The 21356-nt window shown below is 41.4% G+C and carries 20 protein-coding genes; 5 read left to right on the top strand and 15 right to left on the bottom strand.

Annotated features, from left to right (window positions below; all coding sequences use genetic code 11):
• Positions 1 to 3: 3 nt before the first annotated feature.
• The gene (gene murQ, locus OCV27_RS02710; protein ID WP_125322258.1) at positions 4 to 930 is read left to right on the top strand and encodes an N-acetylmuramic acid 6-phosphate etherase; all 927 of its coding nucleotides are present in this window, start codon (positions 4 to 6) and stop codon (positions 928 to 930) included.
• A gap of 201 nt (positions 931 to 1131) precedes the next feature.
• Here murQ and OCV27_RS02705 read toward each other — a convergent pair whose 3' ends face one another.
• Complete coding sequence (locus tag OCV27_RS02705) at positions 1132 to 1440, bottom strand: DUF2799 domain-containing protein (protein ID WP_125322273.1); 309 nt, start codon at positions 1438 to 1440, stop codon at positions 1132 to 1134.
• A gap of 216 nt (positions 1441 to 1656) precedes the next feature.
• On the opposite strand from OCV27_RS02705, the gene OCV27_RS02700 reads away from it, so the two are divergent.
• A complete protein-coding gene (locus OCV27_RS02700) occupies positions 1657 to 3138 on the top strand; it encodes a carbon starvation CstA family protein (protein ID WP_125322259.1) in 1482 nt (493 codons plus the stop codon).
• A 103-nt stretch (positions 3139 to 3241) separates the two neighbouring features.
• Here the strand turns inward: OCV27_RS02700 and ispH are convergent, their stop codons facing one another.
• The 6 genes from ispH to murJ form a co-directional block, all read right to left on the bottom strand.
• Complete coding sequence (gene ispH / locus OCV27_RS02695; RefSeq protein WP_185759801.1) at positions 3242 to 4207, bottom strand: 4-hydroxy-3-methylbut-2-enyl diphosphate reductase; 966 nt, start codon at positions 4205 to 4207, stop codon at positions 3242 to 3244.
• Positions 4208 to 4233: 26 nt separating this feature from the next.
• The gene (gene fkpB, locus OCV27_RS02690) at positions 4234 to 4665 is read right to left on the bottom strand and encodes an FKBP-type peptidyl-prolyl cis-trans isomerase (protein WP_185759800.1); all 432 of its coding nucleotides are present in this window, start codon (positions 4663 to 4665) and stop codon (positions 4234 to 4236) included.
• Between the two features lie 114 nt (positions 4666 to 4779).
• Positions 4780 to 5277 (bottom strand): signal peptidase II, encoded by a 498-nt coding sequence (lspA, locus tag OCV27_RS02685; RefSeq protein ID WP_125322261.1) that lies wholly within the window; start codon positions 5275 to 5277, stop codon positions 4780 to 4782.
• Positions 5278 to 5359: 82 nt separating this feature from the next.
• Entirely contained in the window at positions 5360 to 8188 is a 2829-nt protein-coding gene (gene ileS / locus OCV27_RS02680; protein ID WP_125322262.1) for an isoleucine--tRNA ligase, read from the bottom strand.
• Positions 8189 to 8243: 55 nt separating this feature from the next.
• A complete protein-coding gene (gene ribF, locus OCV27_RS02675; RefSeq protein WP_125322263.1) occupies positions 8244 to 9188 on the bottom strand; it encodes a bifunctional riboflavin kinase/FAD synthetase in 945 nt (314 codons plus the stop codon).
• 67 nt (positions 9189 to 9255) lie between these two features.
• A complete protein-coding gene (gene murJ, locus OCV27_RS02670; protein ID WP_125322264.1) occupies positions 9256 to 10824 on the bottom strand; it encodes a murein biosynthesis integral membrane protein MurJ in 1569 nt (522 codons plus the stop codon).
• 260 nt (positions 10825 to 11084) lie between these two features.
• On the opposite strand from murJ, the gene rpsT reads away from it, so the two are divergent.
• Positions 11085 to 11345 carry a 30S ribosomal protein S20 gene (gene rpsT, locus OCV27_RS02665; RefSeq protein WP_004410238.1) on the top strand — a complete coding sequence of 87 codons (261 nt, stop codon included), beginning with the start codon at positions 11085 to 11087 and terminating at the stop codon, positions 11343 to 11345.
• A gap of 84 nt (positions 11346 to 11429) precedes the next feature.
• Here the strand turns inward: rpsT and OCV27_RS02660 are convergent, their stop codons facing one another.
• Together OCV27_RS02660 and nhaR are read right to left on the bottom strand one after the other, a co-directional pair.
• Positions 11430 to 11738 carry an ArsR/SmtB family transcription factor gene (locus tag OCV27_RS02660; protein ID WP_125322265.1) on the bottom strand — a complete coding sequence of 103 codons (309 nt, stop codon included), beginning with the start codon at positions 11736 to 11738 and terminating at the stop codon, positions 11430 to 11432.
• 121 nt (positions 11739 to 11859) lie between these two features.
• A complete protein-coding gene (gene nhaR, locus OCV27_RS02655; protein WP_125322266.1) occupies positions 11860 to 12750 on the bottom strand; it encodes a transcriptional activator NhaR in 891 nt (296 codons plus the stop codon).
• A 358-nt stretch (positions 12751 to 13108) separates the two neighbouring features.
• On the opposite strand from nhaR, the gene OCV27_RS02650 reads away from it, so the two are divergent.
• Positions 13109 to 14257, top strand: a complete 1149-nt coding sequence (locus OCV27_RS02650) for a Na/Pi symporter (RefSeq protein ID WP_420919479.1) — start codon at positions 13109 to 13111, stop codon at positions 14255 to 14257.
• 147 nt (positions 14258 to 14404) lie between these two features.
• Here the strand turns inward: OCV27_RS02650 and OCV27_RS02645 are convergent, their stop codons facing one another.
• From OCV27_RS02645 to rppH, 5 genes are read right to left on the bottom strand one after another with little or no spacing between them, the layout of a single operon-like run.
• Positions 14405 to 15256 (bottom strand): thymidylate synthase, encoded by an 852-nt coding sequence (locus OCV27_RS02645; protein ID WP_125322268.1) that lies wholly within the window; start codon positions 15254 to 15256, stop codon positions 14405 to 14407.
• Between the two features lie 9 nt (positions 15257 to 15265).
• Complete coding sequence (lgt, locus tag OCV27_RS02640) at positions 15266 to 16087, bottom strand: prolipoprotein diacylglyceryl transferase (protein ID WP_125322269.1); 822 nt, start codon at positions 16085 to 16087, stop codon at positions 15266 to 15268.
• Between the two features lie 47 nt (positions 16088 to 16134).
• On the bottom strand, positions 16135 to 16905 hold the full coding sequence (locus OCV27_RS02635; protein ID WP_125322275.1) for a sulfite exporter TauE/SafE family protein: 771 nt from the start codon (positions 16903 to 16905) through the stop codon (positions 16135 to 16137).
• A gap of 32 nt (positions 16906 to 16937) precedes the next feature.
• A complete protein-coding gene (gene ptsP / locus OCV27_RS02630) occupies positions 16938 to 19181 on the bottom strand; it encodes a phosphoenolpyruvate--protein phosphotransferase (protein WP_125322270.1) in 2244 nt (747 codons plus the stop codon).
• 2 nt (positions 19182 to 19183) lie between these two features.
• Positions 19184 to 19702, bottom strand: a complete 519-nt coding sequence (gene rppH / locus OCV27_RS02625; RefSeq protein ID WP_125322271.1) for an RNA pyrophosphohydrolase — start codon at positions 19700 to 19702, stop codon at positions 19184 to 19186.
• A gap of 614 nt (positions 19703 to 20316) precedes the next feature.
• Here rppH and mutH point away from each other — a divergent pair.
• Complete coding sequence (mutH, locus tag OCV27_RS02620) at positions 20317 to 20982, top strand: DNA mismatch repair endonuclease MutH (RefSeq protein ID WP_125323419.1); 666 nt, start codon at positions 20317 to 20319, stop codon at positions 20980 to 20982.
• On the opposite strand, the gene OCV27_RS02615 is transcribed toward mutH, so the two are convergent.
• Positions 20979 to 21290 (bottom strand): DUF6482 family protein, encoded by a 312-nt coding sequence (locus OCV27_RS02615; protein ID WP_125323420.1) that lies wholly within the window; start codon positions 21288 to 21290, stop codon positions 20979 to 20981. The genes mutH and OCV27_RS02615 overlap by 4 nt on opposite strands.
• Positions 21291 to 21356: the final 66 nt, after the last annotated feature.

Genomic DNA, 21356 nt, shown 5'->3' with positions numbered 1-21356 from the left:
ACAATGACTAACGACATACTGATAGCAACACTTTCTCACTTAATTTCTGAAGACCGCAACCCAGAAACAATGGACATCGATTTACTTCCATCATTGGCTATTGTGCAGCGTCTCAATCAACAAGATAAGCAGGTGCCTCTTGCGGTAGAAAAAGTCCTACCAGAGGTCGTACTTGCCGTCGATAAGATAACCGATGTATTTAAAGCAGGTGGTCGATTAGTCTATATGGGAGCTGGGACAAGTGGCCGCCTCGGCATATTGGATGCCTCAGAATGTCCGCCAACCTTCGGTGTGCCAGATAACATGGTGATTGGGTTAATTGCAGGTGGTAATGACGCTATATTAAAAGCCAAAGAAGGGGCAGAAGATTCACCAACGATGGGAGAACAAGATTTAAAAAATATCGAATTTACCAATCGCGACCTAGTCGTAGGTATAGCGGCCAGTGGACGCACTCCTTATGTTATTGGTGGATTAGAGTATGCCAACAAGATAGGAGCAACGACCATCGCTTTATCTTGTAACTCAGACTCTCCAATTGCAAATATCGCCAGCATAGCGATTTGCCCTGTTGTAGGCCCAGAAGCTCTGACAGGTTCAACACGTTTAAAATCAGGCACAGCACAAAAGCTGGTTCTCAACATGCTAACCACAGCAAGCATGATACGTTTAGGTAAAAGCTATCAAAATCTAATGGTTGACGTGAAAGCAACCAATGCCAAACTTATCGCTAGAGCGACGCGAATTGTGATACAAGCTACGGATTGCGACAGTCAAAAAGCCAAAGATGTACTCGAAGAAACTAAATATGATGTCAAGCTAGCCATTTTGATGATCTTGACTGGCCTAGAAAAAGAAACCGCTAGAGAAAAGTTAAATCTTCAGCATGGTTATTTGAGAAAAGCCGTCATTGATACAAATGGTACTTAAGTAAAAGCGCCTAACTTGAAGTTAGGCGCCACTTGCCTTAGCCAGCTAATATTCTAAACGTTCAATATGAGTAATACCCACATTACCACCAAGATCACTAAAAATATGCACCATAACAGGGTAAGGGTGAGCTCCGAGGGAAACCACTTCTGCGTTACAGAAAAACGCATAATTTTGCCAAAAAATCCAAGCTATAATTGGTCAATTGGAATATTCATACCAGCCACGTTGCCATTCCATTCGAAACTTTTGCGCCTCTTCAGTCCCCTCACAAACTCCATCATAGTACTTACCAGTGAGCCCCATTTGATAAGCATGATTGGGATTACAAAACTCTTCAATTCCAGTTAGATAACCTTGGTCGTAATCTCCATGCTTTGTACTTCCCAATTTGGCAAGAGCACTAACTGAACGCTGATGATTACCTCGGATACCGTCTTGATAGCCTATCGTATACCAATCGCCTTTCTGAGCAAGTTGTTCTGTACTCGCCACACAGCCCAATAACATTGTTGCCACTATTATAAAAGTAAGTTCTCTCACTGCGTTTCCTTGTTCTTAAAGTATTTCATAGGATAAGGGTGCCTATGCGCCCTTTGCACGTCAATATAACCGTACATTTTAATTCTTGTTTGTCTCGAACAGCCACCAAGCTAACAGAACCTAGTGATAGAGGTGTGTAACATACAGATTTACTAATTAACTAATCACTGAGGAGCAAGTGTCATGTTTTGGTTTTTAAGCTGTGTTGCGGCCCTAGTTGGAGGCTACTTCCTTTATGGAAGTTTTATTGAAAAAGTATTCAATATCAATGAAAAACGACAAACCCCAGCACATAGTCAATCTGATGGAGTTGACTATGTACCAATGTCAACGAAGAAAGTTTATCTGGTCCAACTACTCAATATCGCTGGCGTTGGTCCAATTTTCGGTCCAATAATGGGGGCTTTATATGGCCCAGCAGCTATGCTTTGGATCGTCATCGGCTGTATTTTTGCAGGCGCAGTGCATGATTACTTCTCTGGCATGTTATCTGTGCGTAATGGTGGGGCATCAATTCCAACTATTACTGGCCGATACCTTGGCAATGGCGCAAAGCACTTTATGAACATTTTTGCCATAGTCTTACTACTACTTGTCGGGGTAGTATTCGTATCTGCTCCAGCAGGAATGATAACTAACCTTATCAACGATCAGACGGACTTTACTGTTAATATTTCAACTATAGTGATTACAGTTTTTGCCTATTACATCATTGCCACTCTTGTCCCAGTAGACAAAATTATTGGCCGTTTTTATCCATTATTTGGTGCTTTGCTTCTCTTTATGTCGATTAGCCTGATAACAGCAGTCGCACTATCAAATGAATATACAGTGATGGGTGATTTTCAGGCCAAGGACATGTTTACCAACCTTAACCCAAATGATATGCCACTTTGGCCCGCACTATTTATCACCATTGCGTGTGGGGCTATATCAGGATTTCATGCCACTCAATCACCACTCATGGCTCGCTGTATGGAAAACGAACGTAATGGTCGATTTATTTTCTATGGCGCAATGATTGGTGAAGGCATTATTGCTCTTATTTGGTGTGCGATTGCACTGTCATTCTTCGACAATTTAGACGCACTGTCTCAAGCTGTGAGCACAGGAGGACCAGGTCACGTAGTGTATAGCGCTTCTTTTGGTTTGTTAGGAGTGCTGGGTGGAGTAATAGCTTTCTTAGGCGTGGTTATTCTTCCCATTACCTCTGGAGATACCGCATTTCGCTCAAGTCGTCTGATATTGGCAGAATATTTTAATATGGAACAAAAAACCTTACGCAGCCGTCTTATGGTAGCGGTTCCACTCTTTGTCATAGGCGGTATACTGACTCAAATTGACTTTGGAGTCATATGGCGCTACTTTGGATTTGCCAATCAAACCACCGCGGTTATGATGTTGTGGACTGCATCCGCTTACCTGGTTCGTAATAATCAACTCCACTGGATAACCACTATTCCCGCTATCTTTATGACAACGGTTGTGATCAGTTTTATTCTCAATAGCAGCAGCCTTGGCTTGGGACTCCCCATTTCCACATCGACCATAGTAGGTATTGTATTTTCACTCATAGTTACCGTCTATGTCATCAAGCTTCCCAAGCAAAATCATTTTGAACATGAAGGGATAGACAATAGTACCACTGTAAAGGAAACAACTTAAACCGACAAAAAGGCTCCGCTAGGAGCCTTTGTGCAATTTATTAGTCACTGTTCAACCAAAACTAGGAGTCTGCTTTAAAAACTTTAAATCAACCTTAGGAAGTTTAATCTATTTGCTTAACTTGCAATTCCTTGGGTACTTCAAAAAACATATTTTCTTCTCTACCCTGTATCTCTTGTACAGTTCGAGTACCAACAAGCTCTTGAATACGGTCAAGTATTTTATTAACAAGTTCTTCTGGGGCAGAAGCTCCTGCTGTGACTCCTACTTTGACTTTACCTTCAAGCCACTTAGGTTCGATGTCTTCTGGACAATCGATTAAATAACCAGGCGTACCCAGTTTTTCAGCAAGCTCTTTCAAGCGGGTTGAGTTAGACGAGTTCTTAGAACCAACAACAATCACAACGTCGACATCTACGGCCATATCGCGCACTGCATCTTGACGATTTTGAGTCGCGTAACAAATATCATCTTTACGCGGACCTTGAATATTAGGGAAAACTCGACGAAGTTCTTCAATAACATCAGCCGTTTCATCAACGGATAAGGTCGTTTGGCTGACATAATGCAAGTTGGTTGTATCTTGAACTTTATCTTTTAAGCCCAGCACATCTGATGGCGTCTCAACTAGATACATTCCTCCCTGTTCACTTGCATATTGACCCATAGTACCTTCTACTTCAGGATGCCCTGCATGCCCTATAAGTACTACTTCCATATGCTTACGACTTGCTCGTGCAACTTCCATATGAACTTTTGTAACGAGTGGGCAAGTGGCATCGAACACTGTTAAATCCCGCTCTTTAGCTTCTTTACGAACCGCTTGAGAAACACCATGAGCTGAAAAAATAACAATATTATTGTCAGGGACTTCATAAAGCTCTTCAACAAAAATTGCCCCACGTTGCTTAAGCCCTTCAACAACAAATCGGTTATGTACCACTTCATGGCGAACATAAATTGGCGGCTGATAAAGCTCCAGTGCACGCTCAACAATGCTAATCGCTCGATCAACGCCTGCACAAAAGCCACGTGGATTGGCTAAAAGAATTTTCATATCATTGCTCATAATGAGTGTATTATCACTTTGGTTCATTATTCTACTGACAAAATCTCAACTTCAAAAGTCACATCTTGCCCAGCCAAAGGGTGATTAAAGTCTACCGTGACAGAATCACCTGCAATTTCCGTAATGACGCCAGGAATTTCCACACCACCAGCGCCTGAAAAAGCCATAACCGTCCCGACTTCAACTTCAGCATCACCGACAAACTTAGCTCGGTCCATATGGTGGACATTATCAGGGTTGGGTGCACCAAACGCATCTTTAGCTTGGAGTTCAATCACTTTTTTCTCACCTACACCAAGCCCTAAAAGACATTGTTCAAAATTCTCACTCAGACTACCATCACCCATCACCAACTTGGCAGGCTTTCCCATGCTATGTGTGCTGTCTGCTACCGAACCATCTTTGAGCTTAATAGTAAAATGCAGAGTAACTGCAGATTGTTGGACAATAGTCATCACAATATGGTTTCCTTATTTTTGTAAACTGGCCACGATGCAATAGATGTACAGAGAGCTTAAGCATCGCTCTATAATCTCAAAGGCCAAAATAGGTTTAAGCGTTACTCATACTTTTCAGGATTTTTTACGAAATCCATCTAGGATTATCATGACAGCACCAATGCAAATAGTGCTATCAGCAAGATTAAAAGCGGGCCAATGATAACTACCCCAGAAAAAATCCAAGTAGTCTACAACAAAGCCATGTACAACACGGTCAAAGACATTTCCTACAGCTCCACCAATAATCATCGCATAGGCAATATTGTTCCACTTCTCATTTGCCGGAAGCTTGCTCATCCAATATGTCAGCAAGCCAGTAACAGCGAAGGCGATACCGGTAAATAACCAGCGCTGCCACCCTGCTTGATCACTCAAAAAGCTAAACGCTGCGCCATAGTTATGGACATAAAGTAGATTAAAAAAAGGTAAAACTTCAATACGATTAGCCCAACCATAATCCATGGTATCCATGACCAAAAGTTTAATGCCAATATCCATCAGAAAGATAACTACAGCTACCCAAAGCCAACGCACTCCAGATTGCTTGAAAGTTAATGCTTGTTCACTCATATATTTCCTATAAATAACCCCAGTAAATACTGGGGCTATTGATTAACTATAAAGTTCCAAATGAAGGTAACACTCGCTATGTTTAAGCGAACTTACGAACTTCACCCTCTCCTTCGATATTAGATACACAACGGCCACAAATTTTCTCATGGCCCTCAAGAGTTCCTACATCAGGAGAGTGATGCCAGCAGCGATCACATTTTTCCGCATCCATGGCTGACACTTCAACAAATAGGCCTTCAATGTCCGTCGCCTGAGCAGCATCAGATTTATCACTAAGAGGCTTCACAGTCGTAGCTGAAGTAAGCAGTACGAAACGTAGTTCATCCGCTAGTTTAGTCACTTTTTTAGCTAGGTCATCGTCTACATATAGGATAACTGAAGCTTGCAGTGCACTACCAATTATCTTGTCGTTACGGGCCGTTTCTAAAAGCTTATTAACAGCAGTTCTAACCGCCTGAATTTCGGACCAGAAGCTATTGTTTAGTTCCTCACCATCGGCAAGACCATGTAACCCTTCAAACCACTCTCCTGTGAAAACAAATTTTTCACGTTCACCCGGCATTTCATTCCAAATTTCATCAGCAGTAAATGACATTATTGGCGCCATCCAGCGAACTAGTGCTTCAACAATATAATAAAGTGCCGTTTGACAGCTACGCTGAGCATGCCCACCACGTTTTGCTGTGTACTGACGATCTTTAATAATATCTAGATAGAAAGAACCCATTTCAATCGAGCAGAATTGCATTAGACGCTGCGTCACTGCATGAGTGTTGTACTCACCATAAGCTTGAATAATTTCTTCCTGAGCCGCAAGTGCACGCCCTACAGCCCAGCGATCCAACGCTACCATTTCTTCTGCAGGAACGATATCTGTTGCTGGATTAAAGCCGCTCAAATTGGCTAAGAAGAATCGTGCCGTATTACGAATACGACGGTAAGCATCAGCACTACGTTTTAAAATTTCGTCAGAAACCGCCACTTCGCCAGTGTAATCCGTAGAAGCTACCCATAAGCGCAGAATATCCGCACCTAGTTTATTGGTGACATCTTTTGGAGCAACAACATTACCGATAGACTTAGACATTTTACGGCCTTGCCCATCAACAACAAATCCATGCGTTAATACTTGTTTATATGGGGCTTCACCTTTCATCGCAATTGATGATATCAGCGAAGATTGGAACCAACCACGATGTTGATCCGACCCCTCTAAATATAGATCTGCACTATGACCATTATACTCTTCGCGAGTATCTACTACCGAGTAGTGAGTAACACCAGAATCAAACCATACGTCCAATGTATCTAACACTTTTTCGTATTTGGCCGCATCGTCACCTAATAAGTCTGCTACTTCTAGATCCCACCAAGCTTGAATACCTTTTTGTTCAACTAATTGTGCTACCTGCTCCATAAGCTCTGAAGAACGAGGATGTAGCGCTGCTGTTTCCTTATGAACAAAGAGTGCAATTGGCACACCCCAAGTACGTTGACGAGAGATACACCATTCAGGACGACCTTCAATCATACCTTCGATTCGGCTTTGCCCCCATTCAGGCATCCACTCGACATCTTTGATAGATTCAAGTGCTTTACTGCGAAGACCTGCTTTATCCATCGACACAAACCACTGCGGAGTTGCACGAAAAATGATAGGAGTTTTATGACGCCAGCAATGAGGATAACTGTGCTCATATGCATGATGGTGAAGCAATGCACCTTTTTCTTTTAACGTTTCAACAACCGCATCATTGGCTTTAAATACATGTTGTCCAGCAAATAGTTCAGTATCTGGCAGATACACACCATTAGAACCAACTGGGTTTGCTACTTCTAAATCGTATTTCTTACCGACTACAAAATCTTCCTGTCCATGGCCTGGAGCAGTATGCACAACCCCTGTACCTGATTCAGTGGTAACGTGATCGCCAAGAACGGCTGGCACACTGAAATCATAAAATGGATGCTCAAACTGAGATAGTTCTAAATCACTACCTTGAGCAAAACCTAAATTGTGGAAATGTTCAATACCAACTCGATCCATCACATCTTTAGCAAGCTCGGAAGCAACAATGATGCGCTCCGGGTTATCCCCTTCGACTTGAACTAAAACGTATTCTAAGTCTTCGTGTAAGCATACTGCTCTGTTTGCTGGTAAAGTCCAAGGTGTTGTAGTCCAAATGACTATAGAAATATCACCTTGCCCTTCATGGCCTTGGCTTAATGAAAACTTAGATAATACAGCAGCACCATCGCTGGCCTTAAAACGGACATCAATCGATGGTGAAACCTTGTCTTTGTATTCAACTTCCGCTTCAGCTAATGCAGAACCACAATCAGTACACCAATGAACGGGTTTAAAGCCTTTCAGTAAGTGATCATTATCTGCAATCTTACCTAAAGCACGAATAATATTTGCTTCCGTTGAAAAATCCATCGTGCGGTATGGCTTATCCCATTCCCCCATAATGCCTAAACGCTTGAAGCTCTCTTTCTGACCCTCAACTTGACCTGCCGCATACTTACGGCATTCCTCGCGAAATTCAGCTGAAGAAATCTTCTGGCCAGGTTTACCCTTCTTTTTCTCTACCATTAGTTCAATTGGTAGACCATGACAGTCCCAACCTGGAATGTATGGTGCATCAAAACCAGAAAGTGTTTTGGATTTTATAATAATGTCTTTAAGAATCTTGTTTAGTGCGTGACCAATATGAATATCACCATTTGCGTATGGAGGGCCATCATGCAGAACGAAAGATTTTTTGCCTTTTTTCGCTTTGCGGATTTCACCGTAAAGGTCTTCTTTGTACCAACGCTTTAGCATCTCTGGCTCACGATTTGCCAGATTACCACGCATCGGAAACCCTGTTTCAGGAAGGTTCAGGGTATCTTTATACTCACTCATCGATTCTTAATTCCGTTGTGTTGGGTGACAGTTAGACATTATGCCAAGCAGTGAACTAGACCGCTTGGTCTTTATACTGATGCAGCCACACCCTTGCTGCCTCAGCATCCAATTTAATATGTTGTTTTAGTACGTCAAAAGATTCAAACTTTTGCTCGTCTCTAATTTTACTTAAAAGTACGATTTCGAGCTGCTTTCCGTACAAGTCGTCTTGAAAGTCAAATAAATGTACTTCTAGCTGTTGTCGTATTCCGTTAACCGTTGGTCGAGTGCCAATATTAGCGACTCCACCTATAGGCTTTTCTGCTAGACCAAGCACCTGGACGGTATACACTCCCGCCACTGGCGACACGCAACGCTTCAGTGGAATATTAGCCGTAGGGAAACCGATTGTTCTGCCAAGTTTTCGACCATGAGCGACTCTACCACTGATACTATAATTACGCCCTAACATGCTTTTAGCCAGTGTTAAATCATCACTCGCAAGTGCTTCTCGTATCGCTGTACTGCTGATCCTTAGTTGATCCAAACATAAACTATGTGTATTCACTACATCAAAACCATGGACTTTTCCAGCAGCCTTAAGCATGGCAAAGTTACCCTGCCTCTCACGCCCGAAACAAAAGTCATCTCCAACGATGAGAAATTTAACATCCAATCGTCTAACCAACAAGTCACTAATAAACTCTTGCGCAGTCTGGTTAGCAAAGGTTTGGTTAAAATTGACACATAATAAGCGTTCTATATCAAGCTTCTTTAACTGAACAAACTTGTCTCTCAAGCGAGCTAGTCGAGCTGGGGCTTTATTTTTAAGAAACAGCTCCAATGGTTGAGGTTCAAAAGTCATAACAGTTGAAGGCAAGCCCATATATTTTGCTTTTTCAGAGAGATTCTTCAAAACAGCTTGATGACCTAGATGTACACCATCGAAGTTACCTATCGTCAAAACGCAACCTTTATGATGTGCTGTGATGTTGTGGATACCTCGGATCAATTCCATTAAGAGCGTCTAAGTCCTATTGGTTTCAAATTTTATACTACGTGAAACTGACGGATTATATACTATATCATCCTTGTTGTGTCGCGGCTTTTAAATCTTTTAAGCGCACTCCCATGATCAAAAGTGTGATTAAATAAACTGCGGCTCCCAAACCAATCAGTATTGTCAGCCAAAACACTCTGTGTGATAACCCCCAATCCAACCAAACAGATATATCTTCTAATTGCCATAAAATACATCCGGCCATCAGACCACCGGCAATCAATGATTTACCTATGAAAAGTACGGTTCGACGAGTCAGCTGGTATACTTCTGCTAAATGCAGCCCTCTGTACAGTAGAGACATATTCACAAAAGCAGATAATGCCGTAGCAATGGCTAGACCCACGTACCCGTAAAACCAAGCAAAAATAGCGTTAAAGACCATATTAACGACCATCGCAATAATGCCGTACTTCACTGGTGTTTTGGTATCTTGGCGCGAATAGTAGCCAGGAGCTAGAACCTTAATCAACATGAAATTAAGCAAACCGGACGCATAAGCCACCAAGGACATGGATGCACGTTCAACATCCATAGGGCTAAACTCACCACGCATAAAGAGCACCATCAGCATCGGCTTCGCTAGCACCATCAAACCCAGAGTTGCAGGAACACCGAGTAATATTACCATCCTTACTCCCCAATCCATGGTGTGAGCAAAACCAGTCGTGTGAGAGTCAACATGCTTACGCGATAAAGCAGGTAAAATAACGGTAGCAATAGCAATACCGAACAAACCTAGAGGAAACTCAAGCAAACGATCCGAGTAATACAACCAACTGATTGAACCTGTTTGTAAAAAGCTAGCAATGAAGGTGTCAAACAATAGGTTTATCTGACTAACGGAGACACCAAATAAAGCCGGAATCATCAAGGTGCGGATTTTTACCACCCCAGGGTCGCGCCACCCCCAAGCAGGTTTAACAAAAACACCTGCTCTTATTAGAAAGGGAATTTGGAACAGAAATTGAACCAGCCCACCAAGGAGTACCCCTATCGCCAAACCTACTTCAGGTTGAGAAATATTGGGAGATATATACCAAGCTGATAAAATAATCATTACATTAAGGAATACTGGAGTAAATGAAGAGACCGCAAATTTCCCCAAGGTGTTCAATATAGCTCCAGATAGCGCAACAAAGGTTATAAACCACAAATAAGGAAAAGTTATTTTGAGCATAAAGCTCGCCAATTCAAATTTTCCCGCTGAAGGCCCATCATGAAGCCAATCAAGGAACCAACCAAAACCAAACAAAGCGGTAACAGCACCTGAACACAAAACACCTAGAACAGTCACAATAGAGACCAGAACCCCCAAAGTGCCAGCAGCTCGTGCTATCAAATGGCGAATCTTGTCCATATCCCCTGTAGCATGGCATTCTGTCAGAACTGGAACAAAGGCCTGAGAAAAAGCTCCCTCTGCAAATAAACGTCGCAGGAAGTTAGGAATTTTGTTGGCAAAAAAGAACACATCGGCACTAGCACCTGCTCCCATTAAGTTTGCCACCACAACATCGCGTACCAATCCAAGTACACGAGAAATAAAAGTCATGCTGCTAACAATTAGGCCTGACTTGAGTAGACGTTTACTCACAACTACCTCGAAAGTTCTGCAATACTTGAAATGAAGTTCTACTCTAAGACAGGAATGTCAGAACTAGAGCAGATTAGTATTAGCAATGAAAAAAAAATACTGATAGAATCCCCGCCATCTTAACCGTGAAAACTTATCTAATCCAAAGTTTGTTTGGAGTAGACTGGTTTTTACACAAATCATTTGACATTTAAGCGCAAATAGGGGATATTCCTCGCCCTTAAATTGTCACAGAACTTAAGTTTTTGGGAGTTAGACCCTTGGCAAATAGTAAATCTGCTAAGAAGCGCGCTATCCAAGCTGAGAAACGTCGCCAGCACAATGCTAGCCGTCGTTCAATGATGCGCACTTACATGAAGAAAACTGTTGCTGCTATCGAAGCAGGCGACAAAGCTGCTGCAACTGAAGCATTTGCTACAGTTACACCAATCTTAGACCGCATGGCGACTAAAGGCCTTATTCATAAGAATAAAGCTGCACGTCATAAGTCTCGTTTCGCTGCTGCAATCAAAGCTCTTTAATGTAACTTTTGATTCTAGTAGCAAAAAACCGGCTTAGGCCGGTTTTTTTATATCTTGATAACAGTTAATCATTATTCAATGAATTCATGCTTGTACTACCTCTGTACAATATAAGCTATGCAATAAATGAATCATCGATTTAACCTCTTCACTACTTAGTGTATAAAACACTGTTTGTGCTTGCTTTCGCGTATTAACCAAGCCATCTCGCCGCAACCATGCCAAGTGCTGTGATAATGCCGATTGGCTCAACTCCAATTGATTGCACAACTCTCCCACGGAAAGCTCCTGATTATGTAACAAACACAAAATTTGCAAGCGTCTTTCATTTGCCATCGCTTTGAGTAGTACTACCGCTCTGGCAGAATTTTTTTCCATTTCTTTTAAATTCATCGGCTAGCACCTCTTACAACGAAATAACATCTCAGTCTGCTATTTATCAATTGATACATTTACAAAGCTGATACTAATCTATTTGCATCAAGTAATCTATTTGTTGAAATCAAAAATATTACTATTGAAACAAACTGGTGAAATCAGCATCACACACATTCTTAACCGCAGGGTGTTGAATCATACGCTCAGCAAAAATAACGTAGTATTCTTCTCTAAGATCTTCAATATGCTCTATAAGCTGTAATGGTAAGTCATTCTCTACCTCCGACATATATAACGAAGGAGCCAAAAAAATCACATCTGGATGATAACGAGAAAAAGACTTCATCAGAGCGACATCATCAAATTCTCCAAGAACATTGGGTTGTATCCCCTTATAATCAAACCATTGAAGTACTTTTCGTCCCATTGCAGTCCTACTTCCCGGTATCAATAATTTTCGCTGCTCAAGTACTTCTGGAAACTGAACATGCTCTATACGGCTACTAGAAAAAAAACTCATGTGGCATTCACCGAGCTTTTTACTAAACAAACCGGGGCTCTGGCTTGAATCCACTGGACAATCCGACAAAATCATATCTAACTTATGTTGAGATAGCTGCTCAAGTAACATTTCGTGCGTTGATTCAAAGCAGCGTAAGTGAATACTATTATCAGGAGGAACAGCCATCATGAGTACTTTACTCACTAGTCTTTTAGATAAAGCATCAGCGACTCCAACGTCAAACAATATATTAGCTCGCTGACTGTAATTAACAATATCTAGCATCTCATAACTAAGGCCAAACATCCGATCTGCATATTTAAAAACCAGTTGCCCTAACTCCGTAGGCTCAATACCTCGACCACTTCGCTTGGTGAGCTTGCCTCCCATGCGCTCTTCTAAGGCCTTAATCTGCCCTGTTACAGTTTGAGGGGTCAAAAAAAGTGCATCAGCCGCTTTTGTGACTGATCCTTGGTTACATACCATCCAAAAATAATAAAGGTGGTTGTAGTTTAAATGCGACATGATCATTCTCTCTGTACTACATTGCTCTATCGGTTATAACAAAACCTTTTGATGACAACAAGAACTCGAAAAAACCGAACATTAGAGGAGTCAATCAATATTAAAAACGAAATATTGATTGGATGACATGACAATATCAATCGTTATAAATCACAAAGATTTTAATTTTCAATACAAATTCGTTTCAATTAATAATAAAAATTCCATATAAATCAAATAATAACAAACGATTAACTACTCTTGATAGGTAAAGTTAACTGGCAAAATTTAACTGTAATATTAATGAAATAATTAACCTCTACTATCGCCAACAGATTTAATAATTGACCATAAAAATAATTAAGGTCCACGGAGAAAAATTATGAACCAAGCTATTACAACAGCGGCGCCTATTTCGAGTACCACTCGATGGTTACGTTGGGCTAACTTGGCATTCATGCTGTACCTACTGCTTTTGGCAGTATCTATGGTTGGCAGTGGTTTCAAATGGGCGACAGGCGATCAAGCTAAAGTATTATTTGAATTTGCATCACACCCAGTTGCAGGCTTGATGATTGGTCTGGTTGCAACAGCTCTTATTCAATCTTCCAGTACAGTGACTTCTATCATTGTCGGCCTTGTAGCAGGTGGCTTACCTGTCGAAACTGCTATCCCAATGATAATGGGGGCGAATATAGGTACTACTGTCACAAATACTTTGGTTTCTCTTGGACATATCCGCGACAAAGAAGAATTCAAACGCGCTTTTGCGAGTGCCACAATTCATGACTTCTTCAACCTACTTGCTGTTGCCATCTTCCTTCCTTTGGAAATGATGTTTGGTATTTTGGAAAAAACCTCCCATTGGCTAGTATCACCATTTCTGGCAACCGGAGATATGAGCATAAAGGGGCTAAACTTCATTAAGCCAATTACCAAACCTGTTGTCGGTGCCATCAAAGAGCCATTGAGCACCTTTGGCGATACTGTGGGAGGAGCATTTCTTATTGCTATCGGTATTGCGACCATTTTTGTGGCCATCACTGTGATGGGTAAATTGATGAAAAGCCTGATGGTTGGGCGTGCTCGTGAGATCCTGAAAAGTGCGATTGGCCGTGGCCCAATCCATGGTATCCTGTCTGGGTCGATTGTTACTGTGCTGGTTCAGTCATCATCAACGACAACCAGCTTAATGGTACCACTTGTGGGCTCAGGCGTATTAAAAGTAAGAGATGTCTATCCATTTACTTTAGGCGCTAATATTGGTACCTGTATTACCGCATTATTAGCAGCAACCGCCGCATCTGGAGAATTTGCGGTATTTGCCCTTCAAATCGCCTTGGTCCATCTGTCATTCAATATCCTAGCAACCCTACTTATTTTCGGCATTCCAGTACTTAGAGAGTTACCGGTTAAGGCTGCAGATATCATCTCAGACATGGCAGTAAAAAATAAAGCGGTTGTCGCTGGGTATCTCTTGGCTGTGTTCCTCGTTTTACCTGGTGCTATCTTAGTACTCAGTGCATAACGACTAGAAAAAGAATAAAAAAACACAACTTAACTACCCCCCCAATAGTTGGACATTCCAATTACTGGGGGTTTTTCTGTATTTGGCCATACCCAGCACATAAAAAAGCCGCCAACTGTTGGCGGCTCCATCTACATAAATATATAACTAGACTGAGAATGGGTATTGAATAGGATCATGGTGCTCATAACCTTCAACCCAAAAATCATCCAATGTAACCCATGTTTCCAAATCTTCTAGTGATTTTATCTCTGGGTTGATATGAAAAGTGGGCGCTTTTAATGGTTCACGTTTCAGTTGTATATCACGCATTAACTCAAGTTGATCTTCATAGATATGCGCGTTAACTATCTTATGGTATGCCTGGCCTGCTTTCTTGCCCGTGATCTGAGCCATAATAGCCAGAAACACATAGACTTGCACCATGTTAAAGTTTAGCCCCAGCGGCACATCACAAGAGCGCTGAGTACTATTTAAGTACAAAGTGTCGCCCAATAGAGAGAAATGATGACTATACATACACGGGCGCAAACAGCCCATGTGAAATTCACCAGGGTTGTAAAAGTTGAGAATCTCACCACGATCATCAACACCATGAGTTAAGTCATCAACAATTTTACGTAGCTGGTCAATGTAACCACCATCTGGCTGGGCCCATGCTCGCCCTTGAACACCATAAACACGACCCATATCATCTGTACCTTTCCGATAAGGGTTATTTAACCAAGCCGAATTTTTATTTGCATTCGCATCCCAGGTTTTAGTACCCAATTTACGAAAATCATCTGCATTATCATAACCACGAATATAACCTAGCAACTCTGCGACTGCCGCTTTCCAAAAGCTTTTTCGAGTCGTCACTAAGGGGAATTGATTCTGAGCAACGTTATAAGTGAGATCAGCATTAATTACCGTCAAACAGCGCTTACCTGTACGTTCATTTTCAACCCATTCGCCATGGTCTAAAATACGCTGACAAAGATCTAAATACTGTTTCACATCTGCTCCTTATTTCGTTTTCTGTGGAAGAACATCTTTATAATGACCGCGTTTATATGCCCATACCATCAATAAAATACCACCCAAAAGCATAGGCAATGACAAAATCTGTCCCATAGATATGAAGCCACCAAATAACCCCAAATGAGCATCAGGTTCACGCACGTATTCTACCAAGAAGCGGAATGTTCCATAACCTGCTAAAAATAAACCTGATACAGCACCTAATGGGCGCGGCTTTTTAATAAACCAATTTAGAATCAAGAATAACACGATGCCCTCAAGGAACATCTCATATAACTGGGAAGGATGACGAGGTAAAGGCCCGCCATTTGGAAAAACTATCGCCCAAGGCACGTCAGTCACCCGCCCCCAAAGCTCAGAGTTCATAAAGTTACCAAGCCGTCCCATACCTAAACCAAAAGGGACTAATGGGGCAATAAAATCAGCAACACCAAAAAACGTACGGCCATTTTTCTTAGCATACCAAAACATCGCACTAATTACGCCAAGCAAGCCGCCGTGGAATGACATCCCACCGGTCCAAACTTTAAATAGGTAAAGAGGGTCTTGTAGAAATAGGTCAAAGTTGTAGAACACAACATAACCAACACGACCACCAATCACGACGCCAAGGAATCCAGCAAACAAAAGATCAGAAACTTGCTCTCTTGTCCAACCACTTTCTGGCTTATCTGCCCGCCGATTAGCCAGCCACAAAGCAAATGCAAAACCAATCAAGTACATCAGACCGTACCAGCGAATCGATAAAGGTCCCAAAGAAATCAGAACAGGATCGATATTAGGAAATTCAAGAAATCCTTGAGACATAAAACTACCACTCTTTTCGGTATATAAGATAATTAAATGAGAGTTCGTTAAAGCAACATAGTTCCTGCCACAAATAGCAAAAACACTGCAAAAATTTTCTTCAATGTGCTGGTGGGTAAGGATGTCGCCATTTTAGCGCCAATACGAGTCGTCAACATGGATGCAGATGCAATCGCTAGAAGTGCCGGCAAATAAACGTACCCTATACTATACGATGGTAGAGATTGTGCCTTATAACCGTGCAAGATGAAACCTATCATTCCCGCAATAGCAATAAAACATCCACATACAGAAGAGGAGCCTATCGCCTTGCGCATTTCTACTCCATGACGATTAAGAAAAGGAACGGATAAAGACCCACCACCAATACCAGCAAGACTCGATACCATACCAATAACTGTGCCTACCACCATGGTTATAAGGCTGCCTGGCATCATTTTCATACTATGTCCTTTGATAGAAAACAACATTTGTATAGCCAAACCTAACACTATGAAACCAAAGACCTTTGGTAAATATTCTGACGGGATCCATTCAGCAATATTTGCGCCTAAAAAGCCGCCGACAACAACTCCTGGCATCAACCATTTTACGACATAGATATCGACATTACCGAGCTTAAAATGATTGAAAGCGGATGAGCCGGAAGTAACGATAATAGAGGCAAGAGAAGTCGCTAGAGCAATTTGCATACAAATCGTAGGATCTATACCAGCCAATGGTAAAAGCAACAACAATGCGGGCACCACAATTAAACCACCACCAATGCCAAGCAGCCCTGCCATAATCCCAACGATGCCTCCAAGAAGGACTAGCATGACTAAAAATTCAATATTCACATTGTTCCTTATTATTTGCCTGCTCGGATAAAACCGGAGAATCCTTTGTCATCGAAAAAAGTTTTCATCATGGCATAAATATCATTGCCATAAGGTTTCATCAAGGCTTTAGTCGCAAGCTCACGCAACTCACTACTATCTGTGTGTCGAAGCAAATATTTGACCTTTGCCACATTGGACGTATTCATACTTAAACTTCGATATCCAAGACCAACCATGAGTAAAGCACCAATAGGATCGCCTGCTAACTCCCCACAGATACACACAGGTAACTTGAGTTGTTCGCAAGTTCGGTGGATATGTTCAAGAGCCATCACGACTGAAGGGTGCATCGACTCATAAACATTTGCAACTCGAGCATTATTTCGATCAACAGCCAATAAATATTGAGTTAAGTCATTGGTTCCTATTGAAACAAAGTCCACTTTTTCTGCGACGAGAGGTAACAAATATATCATAGATGGAACCTCAATCATTACACCAATGGCAGGCATAGTAATTCGATTATCCAGCTTAACCAACTCCAGATGAGCGCGTTCAATCAATTCCAGTGCACTATCAAGCTCCTGAGCACCAGATACCATAGGAAGTAAAATACTAAGATTATGATGATCCACACTTGCTCTCATCATCGCTCTTATCTGCATAAGAAAAATATCTGGATGATCGAGTGTAAAACGAATTCCACGCCAGCCAAGAAAAGGGTTATCCTCTTCTATTGGTAAATAAGGTAAGGCTTTATCTCCACCTATATCTAACGTGCGCATTACAACACGTTTGTCCGGGTAAGCGCTAAGAACTGATTTATACTGACTAACCTGCTCTTCTTCAGATGGGAAGCGATGATGAAGCAAGAATGAAATTTCCGTCCTGTATAAACCTACACCATCGACACCTTGATTTAACGCTATATTGGCATCAGCGCTCAACCCTGAATTAAGCATAACTTCAATACGTATATCGTCTTTGGTACGTGCCGGTTCCAAAACCGTCTGGTTGACCATAGTAGCAAGTTCACTCTCTTCATCAACCAGCTCATGGTACTCTCTCAGCAGTTGCTTATTAGGTGAAATAAACAACTTTCCACTATAACCATCAACAATACCGACTTTACCATTAATCGCTTTCAAGTTGAGCGTAACTCCCATCACAGTAGGAATTCCAAAAGCACGAGACAGTATCGCAGCATGGGAATTTACTGCACCTTCTAGTGCAACAACGGCGAGTAATTTATCCTTGGGGACAGACGCTAAAAGGGTCGCAGTTAGTTCTCGAACAACTAAGATAATAGGTTTTTCAAACTCAGGCTGACTCTTCTCTTTATTGTGCAAAAACAAAAGCAAACGTTGACCGAGCTCTTTAACATCCTGAGCTCTCTCACGCATATATACATCTGACATTTTTGCAAATCGATTGGAGTAGTTCTCAACCACTTGCCTCAATGCCCAGTCAGCTCGGTCTCCTTTTTCAACCTGAGTCTTAAGATCTTTGCGCAGCATGGGATCATTAAGTAAGTGAGTAAAAAGATCAAATATGGCCAGAGCGTCCTTATTGATTTCACCATCTAACTTTTTTCGCATCCTACGAAAATCACTAAGTGCTTCTTCAATGGCTAACAATAACCACTCTTGTTCACGCTCAACATCCAGCGTAGATGCTGGGTACACTTCTGATAAATCAAGCTGTGTATCGTCCCATCGAAATTCACCGATAGCAACGCCGGGAGACGCCGCTATTCCTCTAATTTCATCTTGCTCTTTTTCAAGGCGCCATTGTCCTTGGGTCTGGGCATGAGCAATAATCACAGCTAACTGAGCCGCTAGTGTGACTAAAAAAGATTCTTCGATTTCATTAAATTGACGCGGCTGTTTTTGCTGTACCACCAATACACCGAGCACTTGTCTACGGTAAATGATCGGTATGCCAAGAAAACTTTGGTAGACCTTTTCCCCAAGTTGAGAAAAGTATTTAAAATTGGGATGTTTTGATGCTTCAGCAAGGTTAAGAGGTTCAGCGCTACGCTTGACCAAACCAACCAGCCCTTCGCTAAAGTTAACATGGATTTTTTTTCCCTTAAATTTAAGCCCCTGAGTAGCCATCAGTTCCAAGCGTTGCATGTCTTCATTAGCAAGGTAAACCGTACAGCACTCAGTATTCATTGCACTACACGTTTGCTTAACTAGAACTTTTAAAGCTTGGTGAACATCATCTAGTTTGGATACCTGTTCAACAATGTCCCTTAGTTGAGAAAGCATGTCTACCCTCTTCTGTTCTTACGCTTACCTTTCGCTTTACGCTCTTTAAATGGCATAGCAACCGCAGAGAACTCTTTCATTGCTCTGCGGTAAACATCACGCTTAAAAGACACCACTTGTCTAACAGGATACCAATAACTTACCCAGCGCCAACCATCAAATTCAGGGGCATTTCCTCGCTGCATGTTAACCTGTGATTCATCACAATCTAGACGAAGAAGAAACCATTTCTGTTTTTGTCCAATACAGACAGGCTTTGAATCCCAACGAACTAATCTCTTGGGTAGCTTATATCTTAACCAATGCCGACTCGTTGCTACGATTTTTACATCTTTATCAGTAAGACCAACCTCTTCATACAACTCCCTGAACATTGCCTGCTCAGGAGTTTCTCCATCATCAATTCCCCCTTGAGGAAACTGCCATGAATGTTGTCCGTATCGTTTAGCCCAGAAGACCTGACCATGGTTGTTACAAATTACTATTCCCACATTTAATCGGTAACCATCGCCATCTATCACTGGCCAACCTCTAATAAATTCTTAATTACTGTGATTTTTCCACATATACCCAGATGTAGCAAACTTACTCTCATAATTCACACATAAAATATGCTACGAAGAGCAATTTATGAATACTTTTCGTCTAAACAAGTAGTTATTCACAATACGGTGAGACACACTCCACATTTATTCACCTTTTCTGTGCATAACTATGTGAAAAGTTCCATAAAAAGCAATCTAAATTAGATTTCATTGTGAGGAAGAATTTCACATAAAAATAGAGAATAAAAAAAAAATACTAAAAATCATAAATTTAGTAAGAACATCATGTCATTAGTACCGATAATAAAAATTAACTACCTACCCTCGGAGTTAGATCGGTTAAAGATCCATCATAGTTCATTTTATCCACATAAGGATCTTGTAAAACAAAGGAAATTCCTAAAGTGCAAGTTATAAGTACCAGAAAAACCACTGTTTATTCATACATTCTTAGCTATGACTCTCCTCTAATGCTGTATACTGTGGATAACTATAGTTATCCAGATCTTTTATCAAGTAGGATCAAGCTTCGACACTTTGGGCATAAATCCGATACACTAGAGCTTGTATTTAAGATCCAAGACATTTTCATGAAGACTGAACCAAAATCAGAACAAGAACTGCTCAATCGAGCGATTAATATTGCTGGTATCAGCTTTAGAGAATTAGCTAAAGAGGCTAACGTCACTGTCCCACCAAACCTAAAAAGGAATAAAGGTTGGGTTGGACAACTTCTAGAATGGCATCTAGGCGCCCATTCTGGGAGTAAAGCTCAACAAGACTTCGCACATTTAGGCATCGAATTAAAAACTATCCCCATCAGTTACGTAGGAAAACCTCTAGAAACCACATTCGTCTGTGTGGCTCCATTAATTGGTACACAAGGACTGACCTGGGAAACCAGTCATGTGCGTAACAAGCTTTCTCGAGTACTCTGGATCCCAGTCGAGGGAGAACGAGAGATACCTTTAGCTCAACGCCGAGTTGGAACCCCCTTGATCTGGTCTCCAAGCAGAGAAGAAAACTCACAACTTAAAGCAGACTGGGAAGAATTGATGGAAATGATCGTCCTAGGTCATGTTGAAGAAATCACAGCTCACCACGGTCAAGTACTACAGTTAAGACCAAAAGCTGCGCATAGTCGCATTTTAACTGAAGCTTATGGATCTGCTGGCAAACCTATCATGACATTACCTCGCGGTTTTTATCTTCGCACACAATTTACCTCACGCATTTTGGCTCAAAACTTCTGCTAGTGAGTGGTTAAAGATAGTTCAATATCATAATAAAATGGACCATCACCTGCACCACATTCATCATAGGTATTGTGCAGACGCAAATAAGCCTTTTCAACGCCCAGTTTTAATAAAACCTCTTTAACCAAATCTAGAGACTCAAAATGTATTGGTTGATCTTTTTCTTTGATCGGCTCTAATTTGTGTTTGTATTCTACTGCAAGCAGGTAATGGGACAGGTCTGAACAACCAATCACAAATACCTTTGGTGGCTGGTAATTATCCTTATGATGACCATGAATCCACTTATCTAACTGACTTTTCTGCATACTTTACCTCCATGTTAAACTTTAGTTAACATTGAAAGTTTTGCGAAATTGTTACTAACATACATT

The sequence above is a fragment of the Vibrio pectenicida genome (assembly GCA_024347015.1).
Classification (GTDB): Bacteria; Pseudomonadota; Gammaproteobacteria; order Enterobacterales; family Vibrionaceae; genus Vibrio; species Vibrio pectenicida.
Note: the sequence above shows the minus strand (reverse complement) of the source record. Positions and strands in the feature narration are given on the sequence as shown.